General features: G+C 69.3%; 32 protein-coding genes. 21 read left to right on the forward strand and 11 right to left on the reverse strand.

Features of this window, described 5'->3' with window-relative positions:
- The first annotated feature begins 317 nt into the window (after positions 1-317).
- The 10 genes from rplN (at position 318) to rplO (ending at position 4537) form a co-directional block, all read left to right on the forward strand.
- Positions 318-686: a 50S ribosomal protein L14 gene (rplN, locus tag A5691_RS05110; RefSeq protein ID WP_003403649.1), complete on the forward strand. Its 369-nt coding sequence runs from the start codon at positions 318-320 to the stop codon at positions 684-686.
- Positions 687-1004, forward strand: coding sequence for a 50S ribosomal protein L24 (rplX, locus tag A5691_RS05115; RefSeq protein WP_067273078.1), 318 nt, complete (start codon positions 687-689; stop codon positions 1002-1004).
- Position 1005: 1 nt separating this feature from the next.
- The gene (gene rplE / locus A5691_RS05120; protein ID WP_065441097.1) at positions 1006-1569 is read left to right on the forward strand and encodes a 50S ribosomal protein L5; all 564 of its coding nucleotides are present in this window, start codon (positions 1006-1008) and stop codon (positions 1567-1569) included.
- Between the two features lie 4 nt (positions 1570-1573).
- Positions 1574-1759 (forward strand): type Z 30S ribosomal protein S14, encoded by a 186-nt coding sequence (locus A5691_RS05125; protein ID WP_067273083.1) that lies wholly within the window; start codon positions 1574-1576, stop codon positions 1757-1759.
- Between the two features lie 84 nt (positions 1760-1843).
- The gene (gene rpsH / locus A5691_RS05130) at positions 1844-2242 is read left to right on the forward strand and encodes a 30S ribosomal protein S8 (protein WP_007167852.1); all 399 of its coding nucleotides are present in this window, start codon (positions 1844-1846) and stop codon (positions 2240-2242) included.
- A 10-nt stretch (positions 2243-2252) separates the two neighbouring features.
- Positions 2253-2792, forward strand: coding sequence for a 50S ribosomal protein L6 (rplF, locus tag A5691_RS05135; RefSeq protein ID WP_067754265.1), 540 nt, complete (start codon positions 2253-2255; stop codon positions 2790-2792).
- Between the two features lie 41 nt (positions 2793-2833).
- Positions 2834-3202 (forward strand): 50S ribosomal protein L18, encoded by a 369-nt coding sequence (rplR, locus tag A5691_RS05140; protein ID WP_073879405.1) that lies wholly within the window; start codon positions 2834-2836, stop codon positions 3200-3202.
- Between the two features lie 38 nt (positions 3203-3240).
- Entirely contained in the window at positions 3241-3921 is a 681-nt protein-coding gene (rpsE, locus tag A5691_RS05145; protein ID WP_067273089.1) for a 30S ribosomal protein S5, read from the forward strand.
- Positions 3918-4100, forward strand: coding sequence for a 50S ribosomal protein L30 (rpmD, locus tag A5691_RS05150; RefSeq protein ID WP_067754267.1), 183 nt, complete (start codon positions 3918-3920; stop codon positions 4098-4100). The genes rpsE and rpmD overlap by 4 nt, the downstream gene beginning before the upstream one ends.
- Positions 4097-4537, forward strand: coding sequence for a 50S ribosomal protein L15 (gene rplO, locus A5691_RS05155; RefSeq protein WP_067754270.1), 441 nt, complete (start codon positions 4097-4099; stop codon positions 4535-4537). The genes rpmD and rplO overlap by 4 nt, the downstream gene beginning before the upstream one ends.
- Here the strand turns inward: rplO and A5691_RS05160 are convergent, their stop codons facing one another.
- A complete protein-coding gene (locus tag A5691_RS05160; RefSeq protein ID WP_067778884.1) occupies positions 4538-5464 on the reverse strand; it encodes an LLM class flavin-dependent oxidoreductase in 927 nt (308 codons plus the stop codon). It abuts the gene before it with no gap.
- Positions 5465-5503: 39 nt separating this feature from the next.
- On the opposite strand from A5691_RS05160, the gene sppA reads away from it, so the two are divergent.
- Entirely contained in the window at positions 5504-7276 is a 1773-nt protein-coding gene (gene sppA / locus A5691_RS05165; protein ID WP_067778887.1) for a signal peptide peptidase SppA, read from the forward strand.
- Between the two features lie 3 nt (positions 7277-7279).
- Here the strand turns inward: sppA and A5691_RS05170 are convergent, their stop codons facing one another.
- Genes A5691_RS05170 through A5691_RS05180 form a run of 3 tightly spaced genes read right to left on the reverse strand, consistent with a single transcriptional unit; the run spans position 7280 to position 10063 of the window.
- The gene (locus A5691_RS05170) at positions 7280-8194 is read right to left on the reverse strand and encodes a class I SAM-dependent methyltransferase (RefSeq protein WP_067754282.1); all 915 of its coding nucleotides are present in this window, start codon (positions 8192-8194) and stop codon (positions 7280-7282) included.
- A 22-nt stretch (positions 8195-8216) separates the two neighbouring features.
- Positions 8217-9125 (reverse strand): class I SAM-dependent methyltransferase, encoded by a 909-nt coding sequence (locus A5691_RS05175; RefSeq protein WP_067754286.1) that lies wholly within the window; start codon positions 9123-9125, stop codon positions 8217-8219.
- Positions 9122-10063: a class I SAM-dependent methyltransferase gene (locus A5691_RS05180; RefSeq protein WP_067778890.1), complete on the reverse strand. Its 942-nt coding sequence runs from the start codon at positions 10061-10063 to the stop codon at positions 9122-9124. Before A5691_RS05180 ends, A5691_RS05175 begins: the two co-directional genes overlap by 4 nt.
- Before the next feature lie 96 nt (positions 10064-10159).
- Between A5691_RS05180 and A5691_RS05185 the strand changes: the two genes are divergently transcribed.
- The gene (locus A5691_RS05185) at positions 10160-10921 is read left to right on the forward strand and encodes an SDR family oxidoreductase (RefSeq protein WP_067778893.1); all 762 of its coding nucleotides are present in this window, start codon (positions 10160-10162) and stop codon (positions 10919-10921) included.
- Positions 10918-12150 carry a zinc-binding dehydrogenase gene (locus tag A5691_RS05190; RefSeq protein ID WP_067778896.1) on the forward strand — a complete coding sequence of 411 codons (1233 nt, stop codon included), beginning with the start codon at positions 10918-10920 and terminating at the stop codon, positions 12148-12150. The genes A5691_RS05185 and A5691_RS05190 overlap by 4 nt, the downstream gene beginning before the upstream one ends.
- Here the strand turns inward: A5691_RS05190 and A5691_RS05195 are convergent.
- Positions 12125-12691 (reverse strand): TetR/AcrR family transcriptional regulator, encoded by a 567-nt coding sequence (locus A5691_RS05195; protein ID WP_082950146.1) that lies wholly within the window; start codon positions 12689-12691, stop codon positions 12125-12127. The two genes, A5691_RS05190 and A5691_RS05195, sit on opposite strands and share 26 nt — an antisense overlap.
- A gap of 156 nt (positions 12692-12847) precedes the next feature.
- On the opposite strand from A5691_RS05195, the gene A5691_RS05200 reads away from it, so the two are divergent.
- Positions 12848-13699, forward strand: coding sequence for an SDR family oxidoreductase (locus A5691_RS05200; RefSeq protein WP_067754307.1), 852 nt, complete (start codon positions 12848-12850; stop codon positions 13697-13699).
- On the opposite strand, the gene A5691_RS05205 is transcribed toward A5691_RS05200, so the two are convergent.
- Complete coding sequence (locus A5691_RS05205) at positions 13678-14313, reverse strand: class I SAM-dependent methyltransferase (protein ID WP_369827118.1); 636 nt, start codon at positions 14311-14313, stop codon at positions 13678-13680. The genes A5691_RS05200 and A5691_RS05205 overlap by 22 nt on opposite strands.
- 74 nt (positions 14314-14387) lie before the next feature.
- On the opposite strand from A5691_RS05205, the gene A5691_RS05210 reads away from it, so the two are divergent.
- Complete coding sequence (locus A5691_RS05210; protein ID WP_067778905.1) at positions 14388-15245, forward strand: AraC family transcriptional regulator; 858 nt, start codon at positions 14388-14390, stop codon at positions 15243-15245.
- Here the strand turns inward: A5691_RS05210 and A5691_RS05215 are convergent.
- Genes A5691_RS05215 through A5691_RS05230 form a run of 4 tightly spaced genes read right to left on the reverse strand, consistent with a single transcriptional unit; the run spans position 15234 to position 18816 of the window.
- On the reverse strand, positions 15234-16271 hold the full coding sequence (locus A5691_RS05215; protein WP_067778908.1) for a dihydrodipicolinate reductase: 1038 nt from the start codon (positions 16269-16271) through the stop codon (positions 15234-15236). The two genes, A5691_RS05210 and A5691_RS05215, sit on opposite strands and share 12 nt — an antisense overlap.
- Positions 16272-16274: 3 nt before the next feature.
- Positions 16275-17186: an MBL fold metallo-hydrolase gene (locus A5691_RS05220; RefSeq protein ID WP_067754318.1), complete on the reverse strand. Its 912-nt coding sequence runs from the start codon at positions 17184-17186 to the stop codon at positions 16275-16277.
- On the reverse strand, positions 17186-17839 hold the full coding sequence (locus A5691_RS05225) for an L-fuculose-phosphate aldolase (protein ID WP_067778911.1): 654 nt from the start codon (positions 17837-17839) through the stop codon (positions 17186-17188). The genes A5691_RS05220 and A5691_RS05225 overlap by 1 nt, the downstream gene beginning before the upstream one ends.
- Positions 17836-18816: an NAD(P)-dependent oxidoreductase gene (locus A5691_RS05230; protein ID WP_068017826.1), complete on the reverse strand. Its 981-nt coding sequence runs from the start codon at positions 18814-18816 to the stop codon at positions 17836-17838. The genes A5691_RS05225 and A5691_RS05230 overlap by 4 nt, the downstream gene beginning before the upstream one ends.
- A gap of 30 nt (positions 18817-18846) precedes the next feature.
- Here A5691_RS05230 and A5691_RS05235 point away from each other — a divergent pair, with 30 nt between their 5' ends.
- Entirely contained in the window at positions 18847-20205 is a 1359-nt protein-coding gene (locus tag A5691_RS05235; RefSeq protein WP_068017823.1) for an FGGY-family carbohydrate kinase, read from the forward strand.
- A gap of 9 nt (positions 20206-20214) precedes the next feature.
- The gene (locus tag A5691_RS05240) at positions 20215-20880 is read left to right on the forward strand and encodes a GNAT family N-acetyltransferase (RefSeq protein ID WP_067754331.1); all 666 of its coding nucleotides are present in this window, start codon (positions 20215-20217) and stop codon (positions 20878-20880) included.
- Positions 20881-20898: 18 nt separating this feature from the next.
- Here the strand turns inward: A5691_RS05240 and A5691_RS05245 are convergent, their stop codons facing one another.
- On the reverse strand, positions 20899-21804 hold the full coding sequence (locus A5691_RS05245) for a class I SAM-dependent methyltransferase (protein ID WP_068266456.1): 906 nt from the start codon (positions 21802-21804) through the stop codon (positions 20899-20901).
- A 231-nt stretch (positions 21805-22035) separates the two neighbouring features.
- On the opposite strand from A5691_RS05245, the gene secY reads away from it, so the two are divergent.
- From secY to A5691_RS05265, 4 genes are all read left to right on the forward strand, one after another.
- Positions 22036-23361 (forward strand): preprotein translocase subunit SecY, encoded by a 1326-nt coding sequence (gene secY / locus A5691_RS05250; protein WP_055405236.1) that lies wholly within the window; start codon positions 22036-22038, stop codon positions 23359-23361.
- Entirely contained in the window at positions 23358-23903 is a 546-nt protein-coding gene (locus A5691_RS05255; protein ID WP_067778917.1) for an adenylate kinase, read from the forward strand. Before secY ends, A5691_RS05255 begins: the two co-directional genes overlap by 4 nt.
- A 2-nt stretch (positions 23904-23905) precedes the next feature.
- Positions 23906-24706 carry a type I methionyl aminopeptidase gene (map, locus tag A5691_RS05260; RefSeq protein ID WP_067754341.1) on the forward strand — a complete coding sequence of 267 codons (801 nt, stop codon included), beginning with the start codon at positions 23906-23908 and terminating at the stop codon, positions 24704-24706.
- A 224-nt stretch (positions 24707-24930) separates the two neighbouring features.
- Entirely contained in the window at positions 24931-25476 is a 546-nt protein-coding gene (locus tag A5691_RS05265; protein ID WP_082950148.1) for a sigma-70 family RNA polymerase sigma factor, read from the forward strand.
- Positions 25477-25489 lie beyond the last annotated feature (13 nt).

Genomic DNA, 25489 nt, shown 5'->3' on the forward strand with positions numbered 1-25489 from the left:
CCGGGACCCGGCTGCCGGGCGAGCGGCGCACCGCCCGCTGGCTGGTGCGCCAGGCGATGCACGAGGGCGTGCACCACCTCGGCGATATCCGCAGAATCGGGGAAGGCGCTCCCTCGAACCGGCCCTGAGGCCGTCCTGGCCGCGAATTTGGCTCTGAGCTGGTCGTCCCCTAGACTCTAGGGGTTGCCTTGGGCAGACCTCGGCCGGTGCGAATCGGCCCCGCGTGCCCTTCGGTGACAAAGACCGCGCATGTCAGGTTTTTTGGTGGGCTTTGGCCTGCGTCCTGCCGTGCACACGCAACCAGGTCAGGAGATCGAGTGATTCAGCAGGAATCGCGGCTGAAGGTCGCCGACAACACCGGCGCCAAGGAGATCTTGTGCATCCGGGTGCTCGGTGGTTCGTCGCGACGCTACGCCGGCATCGGTGATGTCATCGTCGCCACCGTGAAGGACGCCATCCCCGGCGGCAACGTCAAGCGGGGGGACGTCGTCAAGGCCGTCGTGGTACGCACGGTCAAGGAGCGTCGCCGCCCGGACGGCAGCTACATCAAGTTCGACGAGAACGCCGCGGTGATCATCAAGCCGGACAACGACCCGCGCGGGACCCGCATCTTCGGGCCCGTCGGCCGCGAGCTGCGTGAGAAGCGGTTCATGAAGATCATCTCGCTCGCCCCGGAGGTGTTGTAAATGAAGGTCCGTAAAGGCGACACCGTCCTGGTCATCGCCGGCAAGGACAAGGGTGCCAAGGGCAAGGTGCTGCAGGCCTACCCGGAACGCAACCGGGTCCTGGTCGAGGGCGTCAACCGGATCAAGAAGCACACCGCGATCTCGAGCAACCAGCGCGGAGCTCAGTCGGGCGGAATCGTCACCCAGGAAGCCCCGATCCACGTCTCGAACGTGATGGTCGTCGACTCGGACGGCAAGCCCGCCCGCGTCGGCTACCGGGTCGACGAGGAGACCGGCAAGCGGGTCCGCATCTCCAAGCGCAACGGCAAGGACATCTAGCATGACGACAACTGAGAAGGTGCAGCCGCGCCTGAAAGAGCGCTACCGCAACGAGATTCGTGATTCGTTGCAGCAGCAGTTCGGCTACGGGAACGTCATGCAGATCCCGACCGTCACCAAGGTCGTCGTCAACATGGGGGTCGGCGACGCGGCACGGGACGCGAAGCTGATCAACGGCGCGGTCAACGACCTGGCGCTGATCACCGGGCAACGGCCCGAGATCCGCAGGGCGCGCAAGTCGATCGCGCAGTTCAAGTTGCGCGAGGGTATGCCGATCGGTGCCCGGGTCACGCTGCGCGGGGACCGGATGTGGGAGTTCCTCGACCGCCTCACCTCGATCGCGCTGCCGCGTATCCGCGACTTCCGCGGCCTGTCGCCCAAGCAGTTCGACGGGGTCGGCAACTACACGTTCGGCCTGGCCGAGCAGTCGGTGTTCCACGAGATCGACGTGGACAAGATCGACCGGGTCCGCGGCATGGACATCAACGTCGTCACCTCGGCGACGACCGACGACGAAGGACGAGCGCTGTTGCGGGCCCTCGGCTTTCCCTTCAAGGAGAACTGAGTAGATGGCGAAGAAGGCACTGGTCAACAAGGCCAACCGCAAGCCGAAGTTCGCGGTGCGCGGCTACACGCGCTGCAACAAGTGCGGCCGCCCACGCGCGGTGTTCCGCAAATTCGGCCTGTGCAGGATCTGCCTGCGCGAGATGGCGCACGCGGGCGAGCTGCCCGGCGTGCAGAAGAGCAGCTGGTAAGAGCCAGGACCCCAAGACCAACCCAGAACAGGTGCGCGACAGGCCCGAACCGGGAACCACCGCGAGGAAGGTACCAACGCTGTCATGACGATGACGGATCCGATCGCAGACTTCTTGACACGTCTGCGTAACGCCAATTCGGCGTATCACGACGAGGTGACGTTGCCGCACTCCAAGATCAAGGCCAACATCGCCCAGATCCTCAAGAGTGAGGGCTACATCAGCGATTACCGGACCGAAGACGCTCGGGTGGGCAAGTCGCTGATCGTCCAGCTCAAGTACGGACCGAGCCGGGAGCGGAGCATCGCCGGACTGCGGCGAGTGTCCAAGCCCGGTCTGCGGGTGTACGCGAAATCCACCAACCTGCCGCGCGTGCTCGGCGGCCTGGGCGTGGCGATCATCTCGACATCCTCGGGCCTGCTGACGGATCGCCAGGCGGCCAGACAGGGCGTGGGCGGCGAAGTCCTCGCGTACGTGTGGTGAGGGAGTAGACATGTCGCGCATTGGTAAGCAGCCGGTTCCGGTTCCCGCCGGGGTCGACGTAACGATCGACGGTCAGCACGTCGAGGTGAAGGGGCCCAAGGGCAGCCTGAATCTGACGGTGGCCGAACCGATCACGGTGGAGCGCAACGAGGACGGCGCGATCGTGGTCGCCCGCCCCAACGACGAGCGGCGCAACCGCTCGCTGCACGGGCTGTCGCGCACGCTGGTGTCCAACCTGGTCACCGGCGTAACCGAGGGCTACACCACCAAGATGGAGATCTTCGGGGTCGGTTACCGCGTGCAGCTCAAGGGCGCCAACCTCGAGTTCGCGCTGGGCTACAGCCATCCCGTGGTGATCGAGGCGCCCGAGGGCATCACGTTCGCGGTCCAGTCACCGACGAAGTTCTCCATCTCCGGCATCGACAAGCAGAAGGTCGGCCAGATCTCGGCGAACATCCGCCGCCTGCGCCGTCCCGACCCGTACAAGGGCAAGGGCGTGCGCTACGAGGGTGAGCAGATCCGCCGCAAGGTCGGAAAGACAGGTAAGTAGTCATGGCGCAAAAACAAGCTGACACCGCCGCGCGAAAGCCGGTGGGGCAGAGCGTGTCCGCAACTCGCCGGGTCTCCCGGCTGCGCCGGCACGCCCGACTGCGCAAGAAGATCGCGGGCACCCCGGAGCGTCCGAGGCTCGTCATCAACCGCTCCGCGCGACACATTCACGTGCAACTGGTCAACGACGAGAACGGCACCACGGTGGCCGCCGCGTCGTCGATCGAGGACGACGTGCGCGGCCTGCAGGGCGACAAGAAGGCCCGCAGCGTGCGGGTGGGGCAATTGATCGCCGAGCGCGCCAAGGCCGCCGGCGTCGACTCCGTGGTCTTCGACCGCGGCGGGTACACCTACGGCGGACGGATCGCGGCGCTGGCCGATGCCGCGCGCGAGAACGGATTGAGTTTCTAGATGATCAAGAGCCTGAACAAGACCGGAAGGACCGCATAATGGCGGAACAGTCAGCCGGCGGCCCCGAGGCCCGCGGCGACAACCGCGACTCGCGCGGCGACAACCGCGACAGCCGCGGTCGGCGCGACGGGGGCGGCCGTGGTGGCCGCGACCGCGACGGCGACAAGAGCAACTACCTGGAGCGGGTCGTCGCCATCAACCGTGTCTCCAAGGTGGTCAAGGGTGGTAGGCGCTTCAGCTTCACCGCATTGGTCATCGTGGGCGACGGCAACGGCATGGTCGGCGTCGGCTATGGCAAGGCCAAGGAAGTTCCGGCCGCCATCGCCAAGGGCGTGGAAGAGGCGCGCAAGGGCTTCTTCCGGGTGCCGTTGATCGGCGGCACGATCACGCACCCGGTGCAGGGTGAGGCGGCCGCCGGTGTGGTGCTGCTGCGCCCGGCCAGCCCCGGTACCGGTGTGATCGCCGGTGGCGCGGCGCGTGCGGTGCTGGAATGCGCTGGGGTGCGCGACATCCTGGCCAAGTCATTGGGCAGCGACAACGCGATCAACGTGGTGCACGCCACCGTCACCGCGCTCAAGCTGCTGCAGCGTCCCGAGGAGGTGGCCGCCCGGCGCGGACTGCCCATCGAGGATGTCGCCCCGGCCGGAATGCTGAGGGCGCGACGTGAAAGTGAAGCGCTGGCCGCCAGTGCCGCGCGCGAGGGAACGGCACCGCAATGAGCCAGTTGAAGATCACCCAGGTGCGCAGCACCATCGGGGCCCGCTGGAAGCAGCGGGAGAGCCTGCGCACGCTGGGCCTGCGGCGGATCCGCCACTCGGTGATCCGTGAGGACAACCCACAGACCCGTGGCCTCATCGCGGTGGTCAATCACCTCGTTGAGGTGGAGGAGACACAGTGACCATCAAGCTGCACGACCTGAAGCCGGCGCCCGGGTCCAAGACGGCCCGCACCCGCGTCGGCCGCGGTGAGGGGTCCAAGGGCAAGACCGCCGGCCGCGGCACCAAGGGCACCAAGGCCCGCAAGAACGTGCCGGCCACCTTCGAGGGTGGGCAGATGCCGATTCACATGCGGCTGCCCAAGCTCAAGGGGTTCCGGAACCGGTTCCGCACCGAGTACGAGATCGTCAACGTCGCCGACATCAATCGGCTGTTCCCGAAGGGCGGCTCCGTCGGCGTGGACGACCTGGTGGCCAAGGGCGCGGTCCGCAAGAACGCGTTGGTCAAGGTCCTCGGCGACGGCAAGCTGACAGTCAAGGTCGACGTGACGGCGCACAAGTTCAGCGGCAGCGCCCGCGAGAAGATCACCGCCGCGGGCGGCTCGGTCACCGAGCTCTGATCAAGCCAGCCGCGGAATGACCTCCGCGGCAAGGCGTTCCATCTCTTCGCGGTTCTCGCCGACGTCGACGCCCACGGGATTGAGCAGCAGGTACTCGGCGCCCGCGTCGATCACCGCACGCAGCCCGCGCACCACGTCGTCGGGCGTGCCGGACACCGGCACGTCCTCGACGCCGGGCATCGTGCCGTAGATCCGCCTCAGGCCCGCGAGCACGCGGGTCCGGGCGCGCGCCGCGTCGTCGTCGACCATCAGGTAGACGCGCTTGCCGATGGTGAAACGCGCCGGATCCCTTTGCTGTTCGCCGAGTTCGCGGCGCACCACGGTGACGGCCCCGGCGAACGCCTCGGTGGTCGACGAACCCGCGCCCAGGAACGAGTCGCCGTGGCGCACCGCCCTGGCCAGGGCCTTGGGCGCCAGGCCGCCGAACCAGATGGGCGGGTGCGGCCGCTGCACCGGCTTGGGCTGGATCGGCACGTCGTCGACGTCGCGGAACCGGCCGTGGAACGTCACCCGGGGCTCGTCGGACCAGGCGGCCTTCATCAGCTTCAGGCCCTCGGTGAAATACGAGATGTACGTGTCCTTTTCGACGCCGAACGCGGCGAACCTGCGAAAGCCCCCGCCGGTCCCGACGCCGACGTCCAGCCGGCCGTGGCTGAGCCGGTCGACCGCCGTGACGGATGACGCCAGCTGCAGCGGATCGTGCAGCGACGTCACCAGGACGGCGACCCCCAGACGAAGGCGCTCGGTGCAGGCCGCGCAGTAGGCCAGCAGCTCGAGCGGCGCCAGCAGCGGTGCGTCGCCGATGATCTGCTCGAGGACCCAGCCGCCCTCGAACCCGAGTTCCTCGGCGCGGAGCAGGTAGGCGCGCAGCCCGTCGGCGTCGAACCGGTCGTAGTCGAGCTGGGGGATGGCGATGGCGAACCTCACCCCACCACCGTACGGGCGCGGTGTCGGTACGCTGCAGACATGTTCGCCTTCCTGCCCTCGCTTCCCGGGGTCGACGACGTCCGCGCGCTGGCCGGGCGCGTCGACACCGCCCGCCACCACGGCGTGCCCAACGGCTGCGTGCTCGAGCTCGACCTGCGCTCGGCCCCACCCGAGGCGACGGGGTTCGACCCGCTGGCGCTCTTCACCGGCGGCAGGCCGATGGCGCTGCGCGACGCGATCGCCGCCATCCATCGCGCGGCCGAGGACCCGCGGGTCGCCGGGCTGATCGCCCGCGTGCAACTGGCCGCGTCGCCGCCGGCGGCCGTGCAGGAGCTGCGCGAGGCCATCGCCGCCTTCACCGCCGCCAAGCCGTCACTGGCCTGGGCCGAGACCTATCCGGGCACGCTGTCCTACTACCTGGCCTCGGCGTTCGGCGAGGTGTGGATGCAGCCCTCGGGAAGCGTCGGGCTGATCGGCTTCGCCAGCAACGCCACCTTCCTGCGCGACGCGTTCGACAAGGCGGGCATCGAACCCCAATTCGTCGCGCGCGGCCAATACAAGTCGGCGGCAAACCGTTTCACCGAACACGGCTTCACGACGGCTCACCGCGAGGCCGTCACCCGGATGCTGGAAAGCCTGCAGGAGCAGGCGTGGCGGGCGATCGCCGAATCGCGCAAGCTCGACCCGGGCGCCCTCGACACGCTGGCCGACCGCGCCCCGCTGTTGCGGGACGACGCCGTCGCGGCCGGTTTGCTCGACCGGATCGGATTCCGCGATGAGGCCTACGCGCGCATCGCCGAACTGGTTGGGGTGAAGGACGTTTCGGACGAGACCGCCCCGCCGCGGCTGTTCCTGTCGCGCTACGCGGGCGCGGCCCGCCCCCGGCTGGCCGCACCCAAGCCGCCGGTGCCCGGTCGCCGGCCCAAGCCGACCCTGGCCGTCGTCACGCTCGACGGCATGATCGTCGACGGCCGCGGCGGGCCCCAGTTCCTGCCGCTGGGCACCGCGACCGCGGGCGGCGACACCATCGGAGCGGCGCTGCGGGAGGCCGGCGCCGACGACTCCGTGTCCGCGATCGTGCTGCGGGTGAACAGTCCCGGCGGCACGATCACCGCCTCGGAGAGCATCTGGCGCGAGGTGACCCAGGCCCGCAAGCGCGGCAAGCCGGTGGTGGCTTCGATGGGCGCGGTCGCCGCGTCCGGCGGCTATTACGTCTCGATGGGGGCCGACGCGATCGTCGCCAACCCCGCGACGGTCACCGGCTCGATCGGTGTCATCACCGGCAAGTTGGTGATCCGCGACCTGTTGGACCGGTTGGGCGTCGGGTCGGACACGGTGCGCACCAACGCCAATGCCGACGCGTGGTCGATCGACGCGCCGTTCACGCCCGAACAGCAGGCACACCGGGAGGCCGAGGCGGACCTGTTCTACGCGGACTTCGTGCAGCGGGTCGCCGAGGCGCGCAACCTGACCGCCGAAGCCGTCGATCGCGTTGCGCAGGGCCGCATCTGGACCGGCGCTGACGCCCTCGAGCGGGGCCTGGTCGACGAGCTCGGCGGTTTCCGCACCGCGGTGCGCCGGGCCAAGATCCTGGCCGGATTGGACGCGGACACCGATGTCCGCGTGGTGAGCTATCCGAGCTCGTCGCTGCTGGACATGGTGCGACCCCGGGCCTCGTCGCAACCGGCCGCCGCTTCGCTGCCGGCTGCGCTGGCCGCGCTGCTCGGCCGCACCGTCAGCGGCATCGTGGACAACGTCGAACAGGCGCTGAGCGGCGCCAGCGTGCTGTGGCCGGGGCCGTCGCGGTTCTAGCGGCTAGCCGGTGAGGCCGCCGCTGATGAAGATGATCTCGCCGAGCGGGTCGTCGTTTTGCGGTGGCGGCACCTCGATGCCCTGGCGGTGGAACAGTTCCGTCCGGGTGGTGCCCTCGACGTCCCACCGCTTGGACCGCAGGTAGTCCAGGACGTGGTTGCGTTCGCCGGCGTAGACCAGCGACGCCATGTCGATGTCCACGCCGTGGTCGCGGAAGGAACCGGACATCTCCCGCACCCTGTCGGCATCGAAATCGATGATTCCGGGCACGAATTCGGTGGCGATGGTGCTGCCGGGCACGCTGAGCGCCGTGATGTTGTCGAACAACCGGTCCTGGGCCTCGGGCGGCAGGTAGATCAGCAGACCCTCGGCCAGCCACGCCGTCGGCGCGGTCGGGTCGAATCCGGACGCCTTCAGCGCCGCCGGCCAGTCCGCGCGCAGGTCGATCGGCACGGTGCGCCGCGTCGCGGTCGGTTCGGCGCCGATGCCGGCCAATGTGCCCGTCTTGAATTCGATGACCCGGGGCTGGTCGATCTCGTAGACCACCGTGCCATCGGGCCACGGCAGCCGGTAGGCGCGCGCATCCAACCCCGATGCGAGGATGACCACCTGCCGGACCCCCGCGGCGGTGGCGTTCATGAAGTAGTCGTCGAAATACTTGGTGCGCACCGCCATTCCGTCGACCATCGCCTGCATGCGCACCTGCGAGGTGTTCTCGATCGCGTCGAGGTCGAGCTCGCCGTCCATCATCTTGGTGAAGAAGTCGACCCCCACCGCGCGCACCAGCGGTTCGGCGAACGGGTCGTGGATCAGGCCGCGGGGATCCTTGGTGGCCATGGCGCGCCCGGCGGCCACCATGGTCGCGGTCGCGCCCACACTGGACGCCAGATCCCACTCGTCGTCGTGAGCGCGTGACATAGGCGCAACCCTAGCCAACCCGCTACGCGAGCGTCGCGGCGACGTAGCTCAACTCGCCGAAGGTGGCCGCCATCTCGTCCGCGGGGAAGTCGAACCCGTTCTGGGCGTAGAGCTCTCGCGCCGGATGGGTCGTCACCCGCCAGCCGTGGGTGCTGAGGTAGTCGACGACGACGTTGCGCTCGCCGCGGTAGAACAGGTCGGCCGCGTTGAGGTTGAGACCGAGACGCTGCCACCGTTCGCTGATGCGCTGCAATCGCTCCTCGGAGAACACGTTCGGGTCCGGCACGTGTTCGGTCGCCAGCCGGCTGCCCGGCGCGCTGAGCGCGGTCACGTTGTCGAACAACCGGTCCTGGGCCTCGGGCGGCAGGTAGGGGAGCAGCCCCTCGGCACTCCACGCGGTCGGTTGGGCCACGTCGAAGCCGCCGTCGCGCAACGCGGCCGGCCAGTCGTCGCGCAGGTCGATGGCGATCGTGCGGCGCTCGGCGGTCGGGGCGGCGCCGAGGCCGGCCAGCGTGTCGGTCTTGAACGCGATGACCTGCGGCTGGTCGATCTCGTAGACGACGGTGCCCGCCGGCCACCGCAACCGGTAGGCGCGCGTGTCCAGGCCGGACGCCAGGATGACCGCTTGTCGCACACCGTCTTTGGTGGCGCCGGTGAAGAAGTCGTCGAAGAACCGGGTGCGAACCGTGATCTGCTCGGCCCGCGACTTGCGGTTGAACAGCGGGTCGTCCTCGAAGTCGACGTGCCCGTCGACGATGCGGATGAAGGGCTCCAGGCCGACGGCGCGGACCAGTGGCTCGGCCAGCGGATCGTCGAGCAGCGCGTTGGGTCCCTGCGAGGCCACCGCGCGCGATGCCGCCACCATGGTGGCCGTCGCGCCCACGCTGGACGCGGGTCCCCAGCTGTCGCCGTCGCTACGTCCCTGGCTCATCGCGTGCCGCTCACGTAGAGCATCTCGCCCATGCGCATGTCGTCGTCCTCGAGTGGCGGAAGGCCGTTGGCCGCGAACAACTCCCGGATGCTGACCTTGTTCAGCCGCCACCCGTGGTCGGCGAGGTAGGGCGCCGCTTCGTTACGGTCCCCGAAGTAGACGAGCCCCGCCATGTCCAGGTCGAAACCGTGCGCACGCCAGCGTTCCGAGATGTGCTGCATGCGTTCCTTCATCTTGTCCTCGTCCCCGGGCTCCCGGTTGGGCGCGCTTTCGACGGCCACGCGGCTGCCCGGCGCGCTGAGGTCGGTGATGGTGTCCAGCAGGCGATCCTGCGCCTCCGGCGGCAGGTAGCCGAGCAGGCCCTCGGCGCTCCACGCGGTCGGCTGGGCGGGGTCGAATCCGGCGGCCCGCAACGCGGCGGGCCAGTCGTCGCGCAGGTCGACGGCGACCACCCGGCGGTCGGCGGTGGGCGCGGCGCCCAGTTCGGCCAGGGTGCGCGACTTGAAGTCGATCACCTGTGGCTGGTCGACCTCGTAGACGACGGTCCCGGCCGGCCAGTCCAGCCGGTAGGCGCGGGCGTCCAGGCCGGAGGCCAGGATCACGGCCTGCTTGATGCCCGCCCGCGTCGCGTCGAGGAAGAACTCGTCGAAGAACTTGGTGCGCACCGCCATGTTGTCCGCCATGCGGGACATCGCGCCGGCCGAACCGGTCGCGCCGTCGTGCGCGTCGTTCAGCTCGTCCGGGTTCACCTCGCCGGTCGCCAGCCGGGTGAGCAGGTCCACGCCGACGGCCCGGACCAGCGGCTCGGCGAACTGGTCGTTGATCAGCGGACGGTCGGCGCGGGTCGCCACGGCGCGGGCGGCGGCGACCATCGTCGCGGTCACCCCGACGCTGGACGCCAGGTCCCAGGTGTCGCCCTCGTACCGCGTAGAAGTCATGTCTGCCCCAATTCAGAAGTAGTTAAGCTAATATTTAGCCAATATAACAAGCTTCTACCACTGTACGCTTCCCGCGATTCGCGGCAACCTGGACTGATGGCTGATCGGGTACTCATCACGGGTGCGTCGTCCGGGCTGGGCGCGGCCCTGGCCCGCCGGTTGGCGGCCGGGAGGGCGGTGGTGGGGCTGGTCGCGCGCCGCCGCGACCGGCTGGGCGAGGTGCTGGCCGACTGCCGGCGCACGTCGCCGACGTCGGCGATGTGGGTGGCCGACCTGGCCGACACCGCCGCGCTGGATGGCCTGGCCGCACGTGCCTGGGACGAGCTCGGTGGCGTCGACGTGCTGATCAACAACGCCGCCGTCCCGAAGCGCCGCCCGGTCACCGCGCTGACCCCCGGCGAGGTGGAAGACGTGATGCGGGTCAACTTCTTCGCACCGATGCGGCTGACGCTGGCCCTGCTGCCGCGCATGGTGGCCCGTGGATCCGGCCTGATCGTCAATGTGTCGAGCGTCGGCGGCCGGCTCGGCATCATTCACGAGTCCGCCTATTGCGCAAGCAAATTCGCGCTCTGCGGCTGGAGCGAGGCGATGGCCGTGGACCTGTACGGCTCCGGCGTCTCGGTGAAGCTGATCGAGCCGGGTCCCGTCGACACCGAGATCTGGGACCACCCCGGCAGTGAGGAACCCCTGTACCAAGGGCCCAAGGTGCCCGCCGACGAGGTGGCCGACGGCATCATCGCGGCGCTGGACGGCGACGGCTTCGAACACTATGTGCCGGACATGAAGGCGGTCGTCGACGCCAAGAACGCCGACCTGGACGCGTTCATCGCGGGCGCGGCGGGGATGGCTCCCCGATGAGGGCGCTGGTGTATGGCGTGCCGCCGGAGCCGTTCGAGGTGCCCGACGGGGCCAACACGCTCACCGCAAATTTGGGCTGCACCCCGACCGCGCTGCGCGACGTGCCGGAACCGCAACTGCCGCATGATGATTGGGTGCTCACCCGGCCACGGCTGACCGGCATCTGCGGCTCGGACTCCAAGCAGATCCTGATGGATTTCGGCGAGGGCGACGCCGACAACGCGATGTCGTCCTTCTGTTCCTTCCCACAGGTCATGGGCCACGAGGTGGTCGCCGACGTGGTGGCGCTGGGCCCGAACGCCCGTGGAGTGGAAGTGGGGCAGCGGGTGGTGCTCAACCCGTGGCTGTCCTGCGGGCCCCGCGGCATCTCCCCGCCCTGTCCGGCCTGCGAGGACGGCGACTACAGCCTGTGCTGGAGCTTCACCGACGGCGACATCAAGCCCGGCATTCACACCGGGGTCTCGGCCGACGTGACCGGCGGCTACGCCGAGCTGATGCCGGCCCACGACAGCATGCTGTTCGGCGTGCCGGATTCCATCCCCGACGAGGCGGCCGTGTTCGCCGATCCGCTTTCGGTGTCCCTGCATGCGATCACCCGCCACCCGCCGCCGGGATCGGGCCGCGTCCTAGTGTACGGCGCCGGCTCGCTGGGGCTGTGCGCGGTAGCCATCCTGCGGGCGCTCTACCCGGGCGTGGCCGTCGCGGTGGTGGCGCGGTTCGAGGCTCAGAAGGAACTGGCCCGACGGTTCGGGGCCGCCCTGGTGCTGGATCACGAGCCGCGCCAGGCCGTCATCGAGGAGGTGGTCGCGTGGGGCGGTGGCCGTCTGCGGCGGCCGCTGCTGGGTCTGCCGATGGCGCATCCCGGGGCCGTGGACGTCGTCTACGACACCATCGGTAAGCCGGAGACCTTCGAGGTGGGCGTGCGGGTGCTCCGCTCCCGCGGGACGCTGGTGAAGGCCGGCGTGAACGCGCCGGGCCGCTGGGAGTGGAGTCCGTTGTATTTCAAGGAGATCGCCCTGGTGGGCTCCAACGCCTTCGGCGTCGAGGAGGTCGAGGGCCGGCGCAAGCACGCCATCGCGCACTACCTCGACCTGGCCGCCGGCGGCCGAATCGACCTGCGCCCCATGCTGACACACACCTTTCGGCTCGATCAATGGCGCGACGCGTTCCTGGCGATCGCCAACCAGGCCGACAGCGGCGCCGTCAAGGTCGCGTTCGACCTGCGCTAGTCCGGATGTCGCGCACCCCGTTGATCGCGATGTCGATGGCGCGTTCGACCGCGACGCGCAGCTGTTGGCCGTCGTCACCCCCCTGTAGGCACACCAGCGCAGCGGCGATCGCCGCCCCCATGACCGAGCCGATGACGGCCGCGGCGGCCGTCGGGTCGAGCGTGTCGGGATAGGCGCCCTGCAGCGCTCCGGCGAGTTGGGTCTCGGCGAGGAAGTAGCGATGCAGCGTGGCCGCTTGGACGGCGGGCACCGACATGATCATCGGCAGCCGGACTCCGGCCAGGCCACCCTCGACCTCCTCGGTGAGGGCGTCGGCCAGCATGTGTTGCATTGCGGCCACGAGCACCTCGGCCATCGGGGCATCCGGTCCGCGCCGCTCGATCAGCGCAACCGCGGCGTCGATCCGCCGCGCCAGGTGCGGGAAAAGGACTTCGTCCTTGCTCGTGAAGTAGTTGAAGAAGGTCTTGGTGGAAACGCCTGCGGCCGCGGCGATCTCGGCCACCGTCGTCCGTTCGTAGCCCTTCGCCTCGAACAGGCGCATGGCCGCGATGATCAGTTCCCGCCTGGTCCGCTGCCGCTTGCGTTCCCGCAGGCTTGTCCCGTCGGCCGTGATCGATCCTTTCCAATTATTACATTAAATGTAAGCTTATACCAGATGTAATTTTTCTGGCGTGGGCGCACCGGAGAGGACTGGGTCATGCAGCGGTTCGAGGGCGCGGTGGCGATCGTCACCGGCGGCGGGATGGGTTTGGGCGAGGCGCTGAGTGAGGAGCTCGGGCGTCGCGGTGCCACGGTCGTGGTCGCCGATGTCGACGGCGACGCCGCCCGTCAGGTGGCGGGGCGCCTCGAGCAAAGCGGGGCGGACGCAGCCGCCGTGCGGGTGGACATGGCCGACGAAACCGAGGTGGCCAAGCTGGTCGACGGCGCAGTGGCCGAATACGGACGCGTCGACTACATGATCAACAACGCCGGCATCGCGATCGGCGGGGATTCGCGCGACCTCTCGATGCAGCAGTGGCGCCGCGTGCTCGACGTCGACTTGCTCGGCGTGGTCTACGGGACGATGCACGCGTATCAGGTCATGGCGCGCCAGGGCCACGGCCACATCGTGAACATTTCATCGCTCAGTGGGCTGGTTCCGCAGCCGGGCAACGTTCCCTACTGCACCAGCAAGCATGGGATCGTGGGACTTTCGCTTTCGCTGCGCGCCGAGGGAGCGGACCTCGGCGTGCGGGTCAGTGCGGCATGCCCGGGCGACATGAAGACGAAAATCTACGACAACATGGTCGTGGTCAACATGCCGCGCGAGCGGGTGGCGACGCTGAGCCGGCGCACTCATTACCTGATGCCCCAGATGAGCGCGCCGGCCGCGGCCCGCGCGATACTGCGTGGTGTGGACCGCAACCGGCCGCTGATCGTGTTTCCCGCTGCGGTTCAGGTCATTTGGCACTTGTACCGCCGGTTCCCGGGCCTGTTCTATCGAATCAATGTCCACCGCATGAGGGTGTTTCGCAGCCTTCGGATTGATCAGGGGCGCGTGGCGCGGTAGTAGTTCAATTGCCCCAGGACGCGGTGGGGCGTCGACGCGAGCTCGGCGCACTCGAACCCCGCGGCGCTCAGCAGTCGGGGGATCGCGTCGCCGAGGTTGCCGGCCGCGTGCGGGTTGCGCCTGATGAGCCGCGCCAGCGGGCCGTGGTCGGCGGACGCGTCGCCGCCGATGTCGACCAGGTGCAGCCGGCCGCCCGGGCGCAGGACCCGGAAGATCTCCTGCGCGGCAGTGGCTTTCGCGTCGGCGCTGACATGGTGCAGCATCATCGACGACAACACCCGGTCGAACTCGCCGTCGGTGTAGGGCAGCCGCTCGGCGTAGCTCTGTTCGAAGCGGATGTCGTTTGATTTGCGCCGCGCCCGGTCCAGTGCCCTCGGGTCCGGGTCACATCCCGTCACGTCGACGGCGGGGTGGGCGCGTTTGACGCGGGTGGTGAGATTACCGGTGCCGCAGCCGATTTCCAGTACACGCTGGCCGTCGGCGAGTTCGGCCTGCGCGATCAGGGTGTTGTAGACCTTCGGCATTCCCAACAGCCGGGCGAACAGGTCGTAGCAGGGCAGCAGCGCGTCGTGTCCGGCGGCCGGGAGGTAGTCATGTGGATGATGTTTCGTCATACACTTCATGATGAGACGCTGATTCACAGGCAAGGTGGCCGATCTTTGGCAAAACTAGGACGATATTTCGCACCATGACCCAACCCGCCCGGATGATTCGGCACCGCAGGGGCGTGCCGATCTACGAGTATCGGACCGGTCCGGACACGCCTCCGGTGTCGGTGCTACGGGCCGGGCGGGAAGACTTGCCCGAGCAACGCCGCCACATTCACGAATTCCCGGCGCTCTGGTACACCCCCGATTCGGGCGTCGTGTATGTACTGGCGGCCGGCGCCGTGATCGACCCCGCCCAGGTTGTGGGCCTTATCGATGTCGGGGTCGGGGTGTTCTTCGATCCCGCGGCGCTTGGCGAGGCCGGGCGATCGCCATGGCCGGCGTGGCGGGCGCATCCGCTGCTGTTCCCGTTCCTGCACGGCAGATCCGGAGGACTGCTGCGGCTGGAGGTCCCCGCCGACCGCCGGTCGGCGTGGGAGGGCGCCATCGCGTCGATCGAAACCGAATTGAATACGCGCCGAGAGGGTTACCAGCAGGCGTCGCTGGCGCATCTCACGCTGCTGCTGATCGACCTCTCCCGGTTGGCGGTCGACGTGGTCGGCGACCTGCGACGCAGCGGCGAGCCACTGCTGGCCGAGGTCTTCGAGGTGATCGACCGTCGCCTCGCCGAGCCGTTGTCGCTGCGCGACGTGGCGGGCGAACTCGGCATCACGGCGGGACACCTGACCACAGTGGTGCGTCGCCGCACAGGACGCACGGTGCAGGAGTGGATCATCGAGCGCCGGATGGCCGAGGCCCGGACGTTGCTGGCCGAAACGGACCTGCCGATCGCGGAGGTCGCGGGGCGGGTCGGGATCGGCGACCCCGGCTACTTCAGCCGGCTGTTCGGCCGTACGCATGGCGTCGCGCCGCGCGTGTGGCGCGGTTCAAACCGTTAGCGCCCCTTTAGATCCCGTGATCGGCAGGTCGGTCGGCGTGATGACGCCTGGCCCCGCGTCGCACAGGAACGGGATGGCGTTGACCGCGGCCACGGCGGTGCTGTCCATCAGCACCGTCATCGCGTCCTGCCCGGCCTCGCCGAACCGGATCGTCGCGTCGACGCGCGGTTTGCCCTCGATCACCACGCTGAACCCCTCGGGGTCGCTCCACTGCGGGTCGAGCGCGTCGTTGCTCATCGTCCAGCAGATGGCAAGCTCGACCACCGGCCGGCCCCCGAGCAGGCCGCGATAGGTGCGGCGCTGCCCCCCGATGGTGCCGGCGGCGAAGTCCACCCACCCCAGCTCCAGATCGCGGGTCAGCACCGCCGGTTCGACGAACGCCTCCTTGGCGTCGAGTTGCACACCGAGCATGGCGGCGATCATGTCCAGCGTCTCGAAGTAACCGAGGCCGTATCGCTGCGTCGCCGGGTCGATGTGCGTCACCGGCTCCCGCGGTGTCTTGCCGAATCCCAGCACTTTCCATACGTCCCACACGGGATACGTTGTGCAGTCCAGCGTTTCGACGAGCGTGACTTTGTCGACCCGCCGGCACGCGCCGGTGAGGAAGCCGGCGACGACGTTGATGAAGCCCGGCTCGAACCCGGTCCCGAGGAAGGTCGCACCGCCCCGCTGCGCCGCCTCTTCGAGCGCCGGGAGCTCCACCGGGTGATGGGTGCCGGTCAGGAAGTCGCCCGTGGTGACGACGTTGATGCCGGCGCGCAGCATCCTGAGCACCAGGTCGTAGTCGATGGCTCGCGGCATGTAGCACACGCAGTCGGGGCGAAGCCCGATCAGCGCGTCGGCGTCGTCGGTGGCGGCGACGCCGACCGTGGCCTGCCCGGCCAGCTCGCCCGCGTCGCGGCCCACCTTGTCCGGCCCGAAGGCGTGGACGCCGACCACGTCGAAGTCGTCGCGGTCCAGCAGGACGCCGAGCGCGCGCTTGCCGATGTTGCCGGTCGACCACTGGACCACTCGGTACGGCGCCATGCCTCACACCGTATCGATGTCGAGCCAGCGGTCGATGTCGAACTGATCGTCGACGGCGCGGATCGTGGCGCCGCCGTGGCCGGGGTAGTGCGCGGGGATCACGGCGGCATTCGCTCCGACCGCCTCGGTGAAGATCCGCCTGCGGGTCACCGCGGCGGCGGGCGCGTCGATGTCGAAGGCGCAGGCGTCGGCGGGCCGGCGGAGTTGCAGTGGGCTGTGGGTGAGGTCGCCGACGAACACGGCCGGCTGGCCGGCGTCCAGCCACAGCACCGAGGAGCCCGGCGTGTGTCCGGGGGCGGGCCGCAGCCGCAGCGACGGGCTGATCTCGTAGTCGTCGGACCATTGGACGAGCTGGCCTTCGATGGGTGCGACGCTGTCCGCGAACACGAGCTGGTCGCCGCGCTGCTGGGCCGCCTCCTCCTCGCTGCGCGGCGTGCGCGCTGCCGCGGGGCCGTCGGGTGCGAAGTGGCGGTAGTCGGCGGCCGGGACGACGTAGCGGGCGTTCGGGAAGGTCGGGACCCACGCGCCGTCCTCGAGCATCGTGTTCCACCCGACGTGGTCGGAGTGGATGTGGGTGTTGACCACCACGTCCACCGCGGCGCGGTCGACGCCCGCGGACCGCAGGGCGCCCAGGAATCCGGTGTTCAGGTGGTCCAGGGGCGGCATGTGCGGGCGCGAGCGGTCGTTGCCGACGCCGGTGTCCACCACGACGGTCAGCCCGTCGACCTCGATCACCCAACTCTGGATCGCGATGTGCCACTGGTCGGTCGACGGGTCGAAGAAGTCGGGCTCCAGCAGGTCGGCGTTGTCCCGCCAGCCCGACGGCGGCGTGTGCGGGAAAAACTGCGCCCCCAAGTCGAATCGGAGTTCGAGTACCCGCGCCACGCTCGCGCGGCCGAACCGGACCGGGCGCATCAGGCGTTCGCGCGCAGGTAGCCGTAGACGGCGGCGAAGTTGCGGTTGACGTCTTCGGGGATGGGCACCGGGCCACCGAGGGCCCTTGCGCCCCAAACGATTTGGGCGGTCCGCTCGACCAGGGCGGTGATGTGCAGCACCTTGTCCGGGCGCGGCCCCACCGCCACCAGGCCGTGGTTGGCGATCAATGCGGCGCCCCGGCCGTCGAGCGCCTTGACGGCGTTGGCGCCGACGTCCGGCGTGCCCGACGCGGCGTACTCGGCACAGCGGACGTCCCCGCCGCAGTACACCGCGAACTCGTCGATGCAGGCCGGAATCGCCTGGTGCGCAATGGCGAACATGGTCGCCCACACCGGGTGGCTGTGGATCACACTGCCGATGTCGTCGAACGCGTGGTAACAGGCCAGGTGCAGCTGCAGCTCCGAGGACGGCGACCGGCCCTCGGCCGCCTGCAGCACGGCGCCGTCCGCGTCTATCAGCACGAGGTCGTCGAGCTGCATGTCGCGGTAGTCGACCGACGACGGCGTGATGACGATGTTGCCGTCGGAGCGTCGCGCGGAGATGTTGCCCGCGGTTCCCTCGACCAGGCCCCTGCGCAGCATGTCCTTGGCCGCGTCCAGCACCGCCGTTTCGGGGTTGTCTACGGATCTCATGGGCCGAGCACCTCCGGGTTGACGACGTGGGCGGGCGTCATGCCGGCCAGCAGCGCCTCGAGGTCGTCGGCCACCATCTGCGCCTGCCGAGCCTCAGTGTTCCACGTGGCGCCGCCGATGTGGGGCGTCAGGACGACGTTGGGCATGCCGACCAGCGGGTGATCGGATGCCAGCCACTCGCCGACGAAGTGGTCCAGGCCGGCGGCGGACACCTTGCCGCCGCGCAGCGCGTCGACGAGTGCGTCGGTGTCGTGCAGATGGGCGCGGGCGGTGTTGAGGAAGACCACGCCGTCGCGCATGGCGGCGAACTGCTCGGCGCCGATCATGCCGACGGTGTCGTCGGTGACGGGGGCGTGCATGGAGACGACGTCGGCCTCGGCGAGCAGTTCGTCCAGGCCGTGCCGGGCCTCGTCGTTGTACGGGTCGTGGGCGATGACCCGCAGGCCCAGGCCGGACAGCCGCCACGCGGTGGCGCGGCCGACGGCGCCGAGGCCCACCAGCCCGGCGGTGCGCCCGGCGACCTCCCAGCCGCGGAACCGCTGATAGGGGATGGTTCCGTCGCGAAAGATGTTGCCGCTGCGGACATCCGAGTCCGCGGGCAGCAGCCCGCGGGTGGCGGCCAACAGCAGCGCCACCGTCATCTCGGCGACCGCGTCGGCGTTGCGGCCCGGGGTGTTCAGCACCGGGATCCCGGCCGCGGTGGCGCCGGCGATGTCGACGTTGTTGGGGTCGCCGCGGGTGGAGGCGATCGCCCGCAGGCCCAGGCCGAAGACCGGGCCGGCCACCGAGTCGCTTTCCACCACAACGACATCGGCGGCCTCGGCGGTGATGCGCTCGGCGAGTTGTTCGGCGCTGTAGATCCGCAGCGGTGTCTGCTCGATCCAGGGGTCGTAGACGACGTCGGCGAGTTCGCGGAGCTTGGCGAAGCCCGGCCCGCGCAGCGGGGCGGTCACCAGGGCGCGCGGTCTTGACGTCACGAACCCCAATGCTGGCGTACGGTGACGCCCGTGTCACGTGAAGGCGTCACAATCGGCATCGACGTCGGCAGCACCGCGGTCAAGGCGGTCGCCGCGGACGCCGACGGCCGGGTGACGGCGCGGGCGCGGATCCCGCACCAATTGCGGGTGCCGACGCCCGGCCGGCTGGAGCACGACGCGGACGAGGCGTGGCGGCGGGGACCGGTGGTGGCGCTCGACCAGCTGGACCGTCCGGACGCGAGGGCGGTCGCCGTGTCGGCGATGGTGCCGTCACTGACGGCCGTCGACGCCGAGGGTGCGCCGATGACGCCCGGGCTGCTCTACGGCGACGAACGCGGCCGGGTTCCGGAACAGGACGCGCAGCCGCTGCCCGCGCTGGGCGAGGCCGCCGAGTTCCTGCGCTGGACCGCCGGCGAGGCGCGCGGCGCGGCCGGGTACTGGCCGGCGCCCGCGGTGGCCAATTACGCGCTGGCGGGCGAGGCGGTGATCGACTTCGCCACCGCCGCCACCGCTTACCCGCTGTTCGACGGGACCGGCTGGAATCCCGAGGCGTGCGCCGAACGGGGCGCCCGGCCCGACCAGATGCCCCGGGTGGAGAGCATGGGCGCCGCCGTCGGGCGGGTGCGGGGCGGCGGCGCCGCGCTCGGGATCGGCGCGATCGACGCGTTGTGCGAACAGATCGTGGCGGGCGCCGACCGCGACGGCGACGTGCTGGTGCTGTGCGGCACCACGTTGATCGTGTGGACCACCATCGCAGAGCCCCGGCAGGTGCCCGGACTGTGGACCATTCCCCACACGGCCGCGGGCAAGAACCAGATCGGCGGGGCCAGCAATGCCGGCGGGCTGTTCCTCGGTTGGGTGGACCGCGTCGTCGCACCCGCCGACCCGGCCGCGGCGCTGCCCGGGCGGGTGCCGGTGTGGTCGCCCTACATCCGCGGGGAGCGCACCCCGTTCCACGACCCGGATCGCCGGGCCGTGCTCGAAGCCCTCGACCTCACCCACGACGCCGCCGCGCTGCGCCGGGCCGCCTACGAGGCGTCCGGCTTCGTGGTCCGCCAGCTCATCGAGCTCGGCGGGGCGCCGGCGGCGCGGATCGTCGCCACGGGCGGCGGCACCCGGGTCGGGCCGTGGATGCAGGCCATCGCCGACGCCACCGGGCGGCCGGTCGAGGTGTCCGCGGTTCCCGAGGGGGCGGCGCTGGGCGCGGCCTTCCTCGCGCGGATCGCGGCGGGCCTGGAAACCTCGATCGCCGACGCCGCGCGCTGGGCCCGCACCGAGCGCGTCGTCGAACCCGACCCCGCCTGGGCGGCCCCGGTCGAGGACCGCTACCGACGGTTCCTGGAGCTGGGAAACCGGCGATGTAGCGCGCTTCCCCCACCGGCGTTCTAGGCTGGTGCAATGACCGACCACGACCGCAAAGCCGCCCGTCGCGAGATCGCCGATGCTCTGCTGAAAGCCCTTGAACGGCGGCACGAGATCGCCGATGTCGTCGTGGAGTCCGAGAACAAGGCGGCCGCGGTCGAGGCGATCGTCCGGCTACTCGACACCTCCCACGTGGCCGCCGAAGCGGTGATGGGAATGTCGTTCGACCAGCTCACCATCGACTCGCGCCGCAAGATCCTGACCGAACTCGAGGACCTGAACAAGCAGCTGAGCTTCACCCTCGGCGAGCGGCCGGCCAGCTCCGGGGAGACCCTGGAACTGCGGCCCTTTTCCGCCGATAAGGACCGCGACATCTTCGCCGCCCGCACCGAGGACATGGGCGCGGCGGGCGACGGTTCCGGTGGGCCGGCCGGTAACCTCGACGACGAGATCAGCGCGGCGCTCGGACGGCTCGACGACGAGGAGGCCGCCTGGTTCGTGGCCGTCGACTCCGGCGAGAAGGTCGGAATGGTGTTCGGCGAGTTGCTCGGCGGCGAGGTTAACGTGCGGATCTGGATTCACCCCGAACACCGCAAGAAGGGCTACGGCACCGCCGCGCTGCGCAAGTCGCGCACCGAGATGGCGTGGTGCTTCCCCGCCGTGCCGATGGTGGTGCGTGCCCCGGCCGCCAGGCCCAGCTAGCGGGTCGCCGCCATCGGGTTAACTCAGCGTCGCGGAGACGGTGACGATGTTGCGCAGCTGCGACGTGTCGTCGTCGGGGAAGACCAGACCGTAGTCGGCGAAATACTCGCGGCGCTCGCGTGTGCTGACCTGCCAGCCGCGGCCTGACAAGTACTCGACGACGTTGCTGCGCTCGCCCTCGAAGAACAGCCCGGACAGGTCGATGTCGCAGCCCAGGTTCGCCCACCGCTCGTTGAACTGATTGGCGCGTTCGGTCATCGTCCGGCCCGAATCGCCGTGGAATTCGGTCGCCAGCTTGCTGCCGGGGGCGCTGAGCTCGGTGATGTTGTCGAAGAGCCGGTCCTGGGCCTCGGGCGGCAGGTACATCAGCAGCCCCTCGGCGCTCCACGACGTGGGCTGTGCCGGGTCGAAACCGCTGCGCCGCAACGCTTCCGGCCAGTCGTCGCGCAGGTCGACGCTGACGGTCCGGCGTTCCGCGGTGGGAGTGGCGCCCAGCTCGGCCATGGTGGCGGTCTTGAATTCGACCACCTTGGGCTGGTCCACCTCGTACACCACGCTGCCGGGCGGCCAGCTCAACCGGTACGCGCGCGCGTCGAGGCCGGCCGCGAGGATCACCGACTGGCGGATGCCGTCGCGGGCGCCGTTGAGAAAGAAGTCGTCGAAGAAGCGGGTGCGCACGGCCATCGAATCGGTTTCCAGCTGCAGGTTCCGCTCGCCGTCTTGGACGTCCCCCGGGGCCAACTCACCGTCGACCAGGCGGCGAAAGAACTCCAGCCCGACGGCTCGCACCAGGGGCGCCGCGAACGGGTCGTCGATGATCGGGTCGGTGCCCTCGCTGGCCAGCGCCGTGGCCGCGGCGACCATGGTGGCCGTGGCACCGACGCTGGAGGCCAAGTCCCAGCTGTCTTGGTCAGTGCGTGTCATGGTGCTCCTATTTATTTAGCAAATGCAACGAGCCAACTGAACTCTACCTCCGGTGGCTTACGGCTTCCTGTGCATTTATGGGCGGTCGCCGACGGCCGTGGACGGCGTCACCCAATCCAGCTGTTAGTCTCGTACACGGTTTTACGCGCTTTAGATAAAGCGGCCGTACGTCCTGGCCTGCGGGTGTTGGGCGCGGAATGCAGGAGACCCCCCGGCTGCGCAGGAGGAAGAGTGCTTTCGGCTTTCATCTCATCGCTGCGGACAGTCGACCTGAGACGGAAGATCCTCTTCACGCTGGGCATCGTCGTTCTCTATCGGCTGGGCGCCGCTTTGCCGTCCCCGGGCGTCAATTTCCCGAACGTCCAGCAGTGCATCAAGGAGGCCAGCGGTGGCGCGGCCGGCCAGATCTATTCGCTGATCAACCTGTTCTCCGGCGGTGCGCTGCTGAAACTGACGGTGTTCGCGGTGGGGGTGATGCCCTACATCACCGCCAGCATCATCGTGCAGCTGCTCACGGTGGTCATCCCGCGGTTCGAGGAACTGCGCAAGGAGGGCCAGTCCGGCCAGGCCAAGATGACGCAGTACACCCGCTACCTGGCGATCGCGCTGGCCATCCTGCAGGCGACCAGCATCGTGGCGCTGGCGGCCAACGGCGGGCTGCTGCAGGGTTGCTCGCTGGACATCATCGCCGACCAGAGCATCTTCACGCTGGTCGTCATCGTGATGGTGATGACGGCCGGCGCGGCGCTGGTGATGTGGATGGGTGAGCTGATCACCGAGCGCGGCATCGGCAACGGCATGTCGCTGCTGATCTTCGTGGGCATCGCGGCGCGCATCCCGTCCGAGGGCAAGACCATCCTGGACAGCCGCGGCGGGGCGATCTTCGCCGCCGTCTGCGTCGCCGCCCTGGTCATCATCGTCGGCGTGGTGTTCGTCGAGCAGGGCCAGCGCCGGATCCCCGTGCAATACGCCAAGCGCATGGTGGGCCGGCGCATGTACGGCGGAACGTCGACCTACCTGCCACTGAAGGTCAACCAGGCCGGCGTCATCCCGGTGATCTTCGCGTCGTCGCTCATCTACATCCCGCACCTGATCACGCAGTTGATCCGCAGCGGCAGCGGCGGCGTGGGCAACAGCTGGTGGGACAAGTTCGTCGGCAGTTACCTGTCCGATCCGAGCGATCCGATCTACATCAGCATCTACTTCGGGCTGATCATCTTCTTCACGTACTTCTACGTGTCGATCACGTTCAACCCCGACGAACGTGCCGACGAGATGAAGAAGTTCGGCGGCTTCATTCCCGGCATTCGCCCGGGCAAGCCCACCGCCGATTACCTGCGCTATGTGCTGAGCCGTATCACCCTGCCGGGCTCGATCTACCTCGGCGCGATCTCGGTGCTGCCCAACTTGTTCCTGCAGATAGGCAATGGCGGAGCGGTTCAGAATTTGCCGTTCGGCGGTACCGCGGTTTTGATCATGATTGGTGTCGGTTTGGATACGGTCAAGCAGATCGAAAGCCAGCTGATGCAGCGCAACTATGAAGGGTTCCTGAAGTGAGAGTCGTTTTGCTCGGGCCGCCGGGGGCGGGCAAGGGAACGCAGGCCCAGAAGCTCTCCGAAAAGCTCGGGATCCCGCACATTTCCACCGGTGAGCTCTTCCGCAGCAACATCGAGAACGGCACCAAGCTCGGCCTGGAGGCCAAGCGCTACCTGGACGCCGGTGATCTGGTGCCCTCCGAGCTGACCAACCAGCTCGTTGACGACCGCCTCAGCGATTCCGACGCTGGTGGCGGCTTCGTCCTGGACGGGTATCCCCGGTCGACGGAGCAGGCCAAGGCGCTGCACCGGATGCTCGAACGCCGGGGCGCTGACATCGACGCGGTGCTCGAGTTCCGCGTCTCGGAGGACGAGCTGCTGGAACGGCTCAAGGCCCGCGGCCGCGCGGACGACACCGACGACGTCATCCTGAACCGGATGAAGGTCTACCGCGACGAGACCGCGCCGCTGCTGGAGTACTACCGCGACGAACTCAAGACGGTCGACGCCGTCGGCACCATGGACGAGGTGTTCGCCCGCGCCCTGCAAGCGCTGGGCAAGTAATCGTGCGCCCGCTGGCCCGGCTGCGGAGTCGCAAGATCGTGCCGCAGCGCACCCCCGACGAACTCGACGCGATGGCGGCGGCGGGGGCGGTGGTCGCGGCGGCGCTGCAGGCGGTGCGGGGGGCCGCGGTTCCCGGCGTGTCGACCCTGGGCCTCGACCAGATCGCCGAGTCGGTGATCCGGGAGGCGGGCGCGATCCCCTCGTTCCTCGGCTATCACGGTTACCCCGCCTCGATCTGCGCCTCGGTGAACGAGCGGGTGGTGCACGGGATCCCGTCGGCCGGAGAGATTTTGGCGCCGGGTGACCTGGTGTCCATCGACTGCGGCGCGGTGCTGGACGGCTGGCACGGCGACGCCGCGATCACATTCGGCGTCGGGACCCTCGACGCGGCCGACCAGGCGCTCTGCGACGCGACCAGGGAATCGCTGGAGGCCGGGATCGCGGCGATGGTGCCCGGCAACCGGCTGACCGATGTCTCGCACGCCATCGAAACGGGCACGCGCGCGGCCGAGGGCCGGCACGGGCTCGCGTTCGGCATCGTGGAGGGCTACGGCGGCCACGGCATCGGCCGGCACATGCACATGGACCCGTTCCTGCCCAATGAGGGCTCGCCGGGGCGCGGCCCGCTGCTGGCGCCGGGGTCGGTGTTGGCGATCGAACCGATGCTGACGCTGGGGACGGGCAAGACCGTGGTGCTCGACGACGAGTGGACCGTCACCACCTCCGACGGCTCCCGTGCGGCACACTGGGAACACACCGTGGCCGTCACCGACGCCGGTCCGCGCATCCTGACGCTGGCCTAAACCGGCGGGTCGGCGGGTCGCGATCGCAAGCGCGGCGGAGCCGGGCGCGGCGGGTCGCGCCGTTTGAACCGGGTCGCGATCGCAAGCGCGGCGGAGCCGGGCGCGGCGGGTCGCGGCGATTGAACCGGGTCGCGATCGCAAGCGCGGCGGAGCCGGGGTGCGGCGGGTCGCGGCGATTGAACCGAGCCGCCATTCGACTCGTTTCAGTAGTCGGAGGTGATGGAGTGGCTCGTGTGGCAGGCACTCGTGGGGCGTCGGAAGCTGCCGAAGCCGCCCTGATGAAGGCGCTCTACGACGAGCACGCAGCGGTTTTGTGGCGTTACGCGCTCCGGTTGACCGGCGACGCGAGCATGTCCGAGGACGTGGTCCAGGAGACGTTGTTGCGAGCCTGGCAGCACCCGGAGGTCGTCGGGGACACCGAGCGCTCGGCGCGGGCGTGGCTGTTCACGGTCGCGCGCAACATGATCATCGACGACCGGCGCAGCGCCCGTTTCCGCAACATCGTCGCCTCGACCGACGAGGCCGGCGCACCCGAGCGGTCGACGCCCGACGAGGTGAACGCCGCGCTGGACAAGCTGCTGATCGCCGACGCGATGGCGCAGCTGTCCGTGGAGCACCGGGCCGTGATCGAGCGGTCCTACTACCGCGGATGGACGACCGCACAGATTGCTGCGGACCTCGGCATTGCCGAGGGAACGGTGAAGTCGCGATTACACTACGCCGTGCGGGCGTTGCGGCTCACTCTGCAGGAACTTGGAGTCACCCGCTGAGGGGCTCCGAAAG

It is taken from the genome of Mycobacterium sp. E183 (assembly GCF_001667735.1).
Lineage (GTDB): Bacteria > Actinomycetota > Actinomycetes > Mycobacteriales > Mycobacteriaceae > Mycobacterium.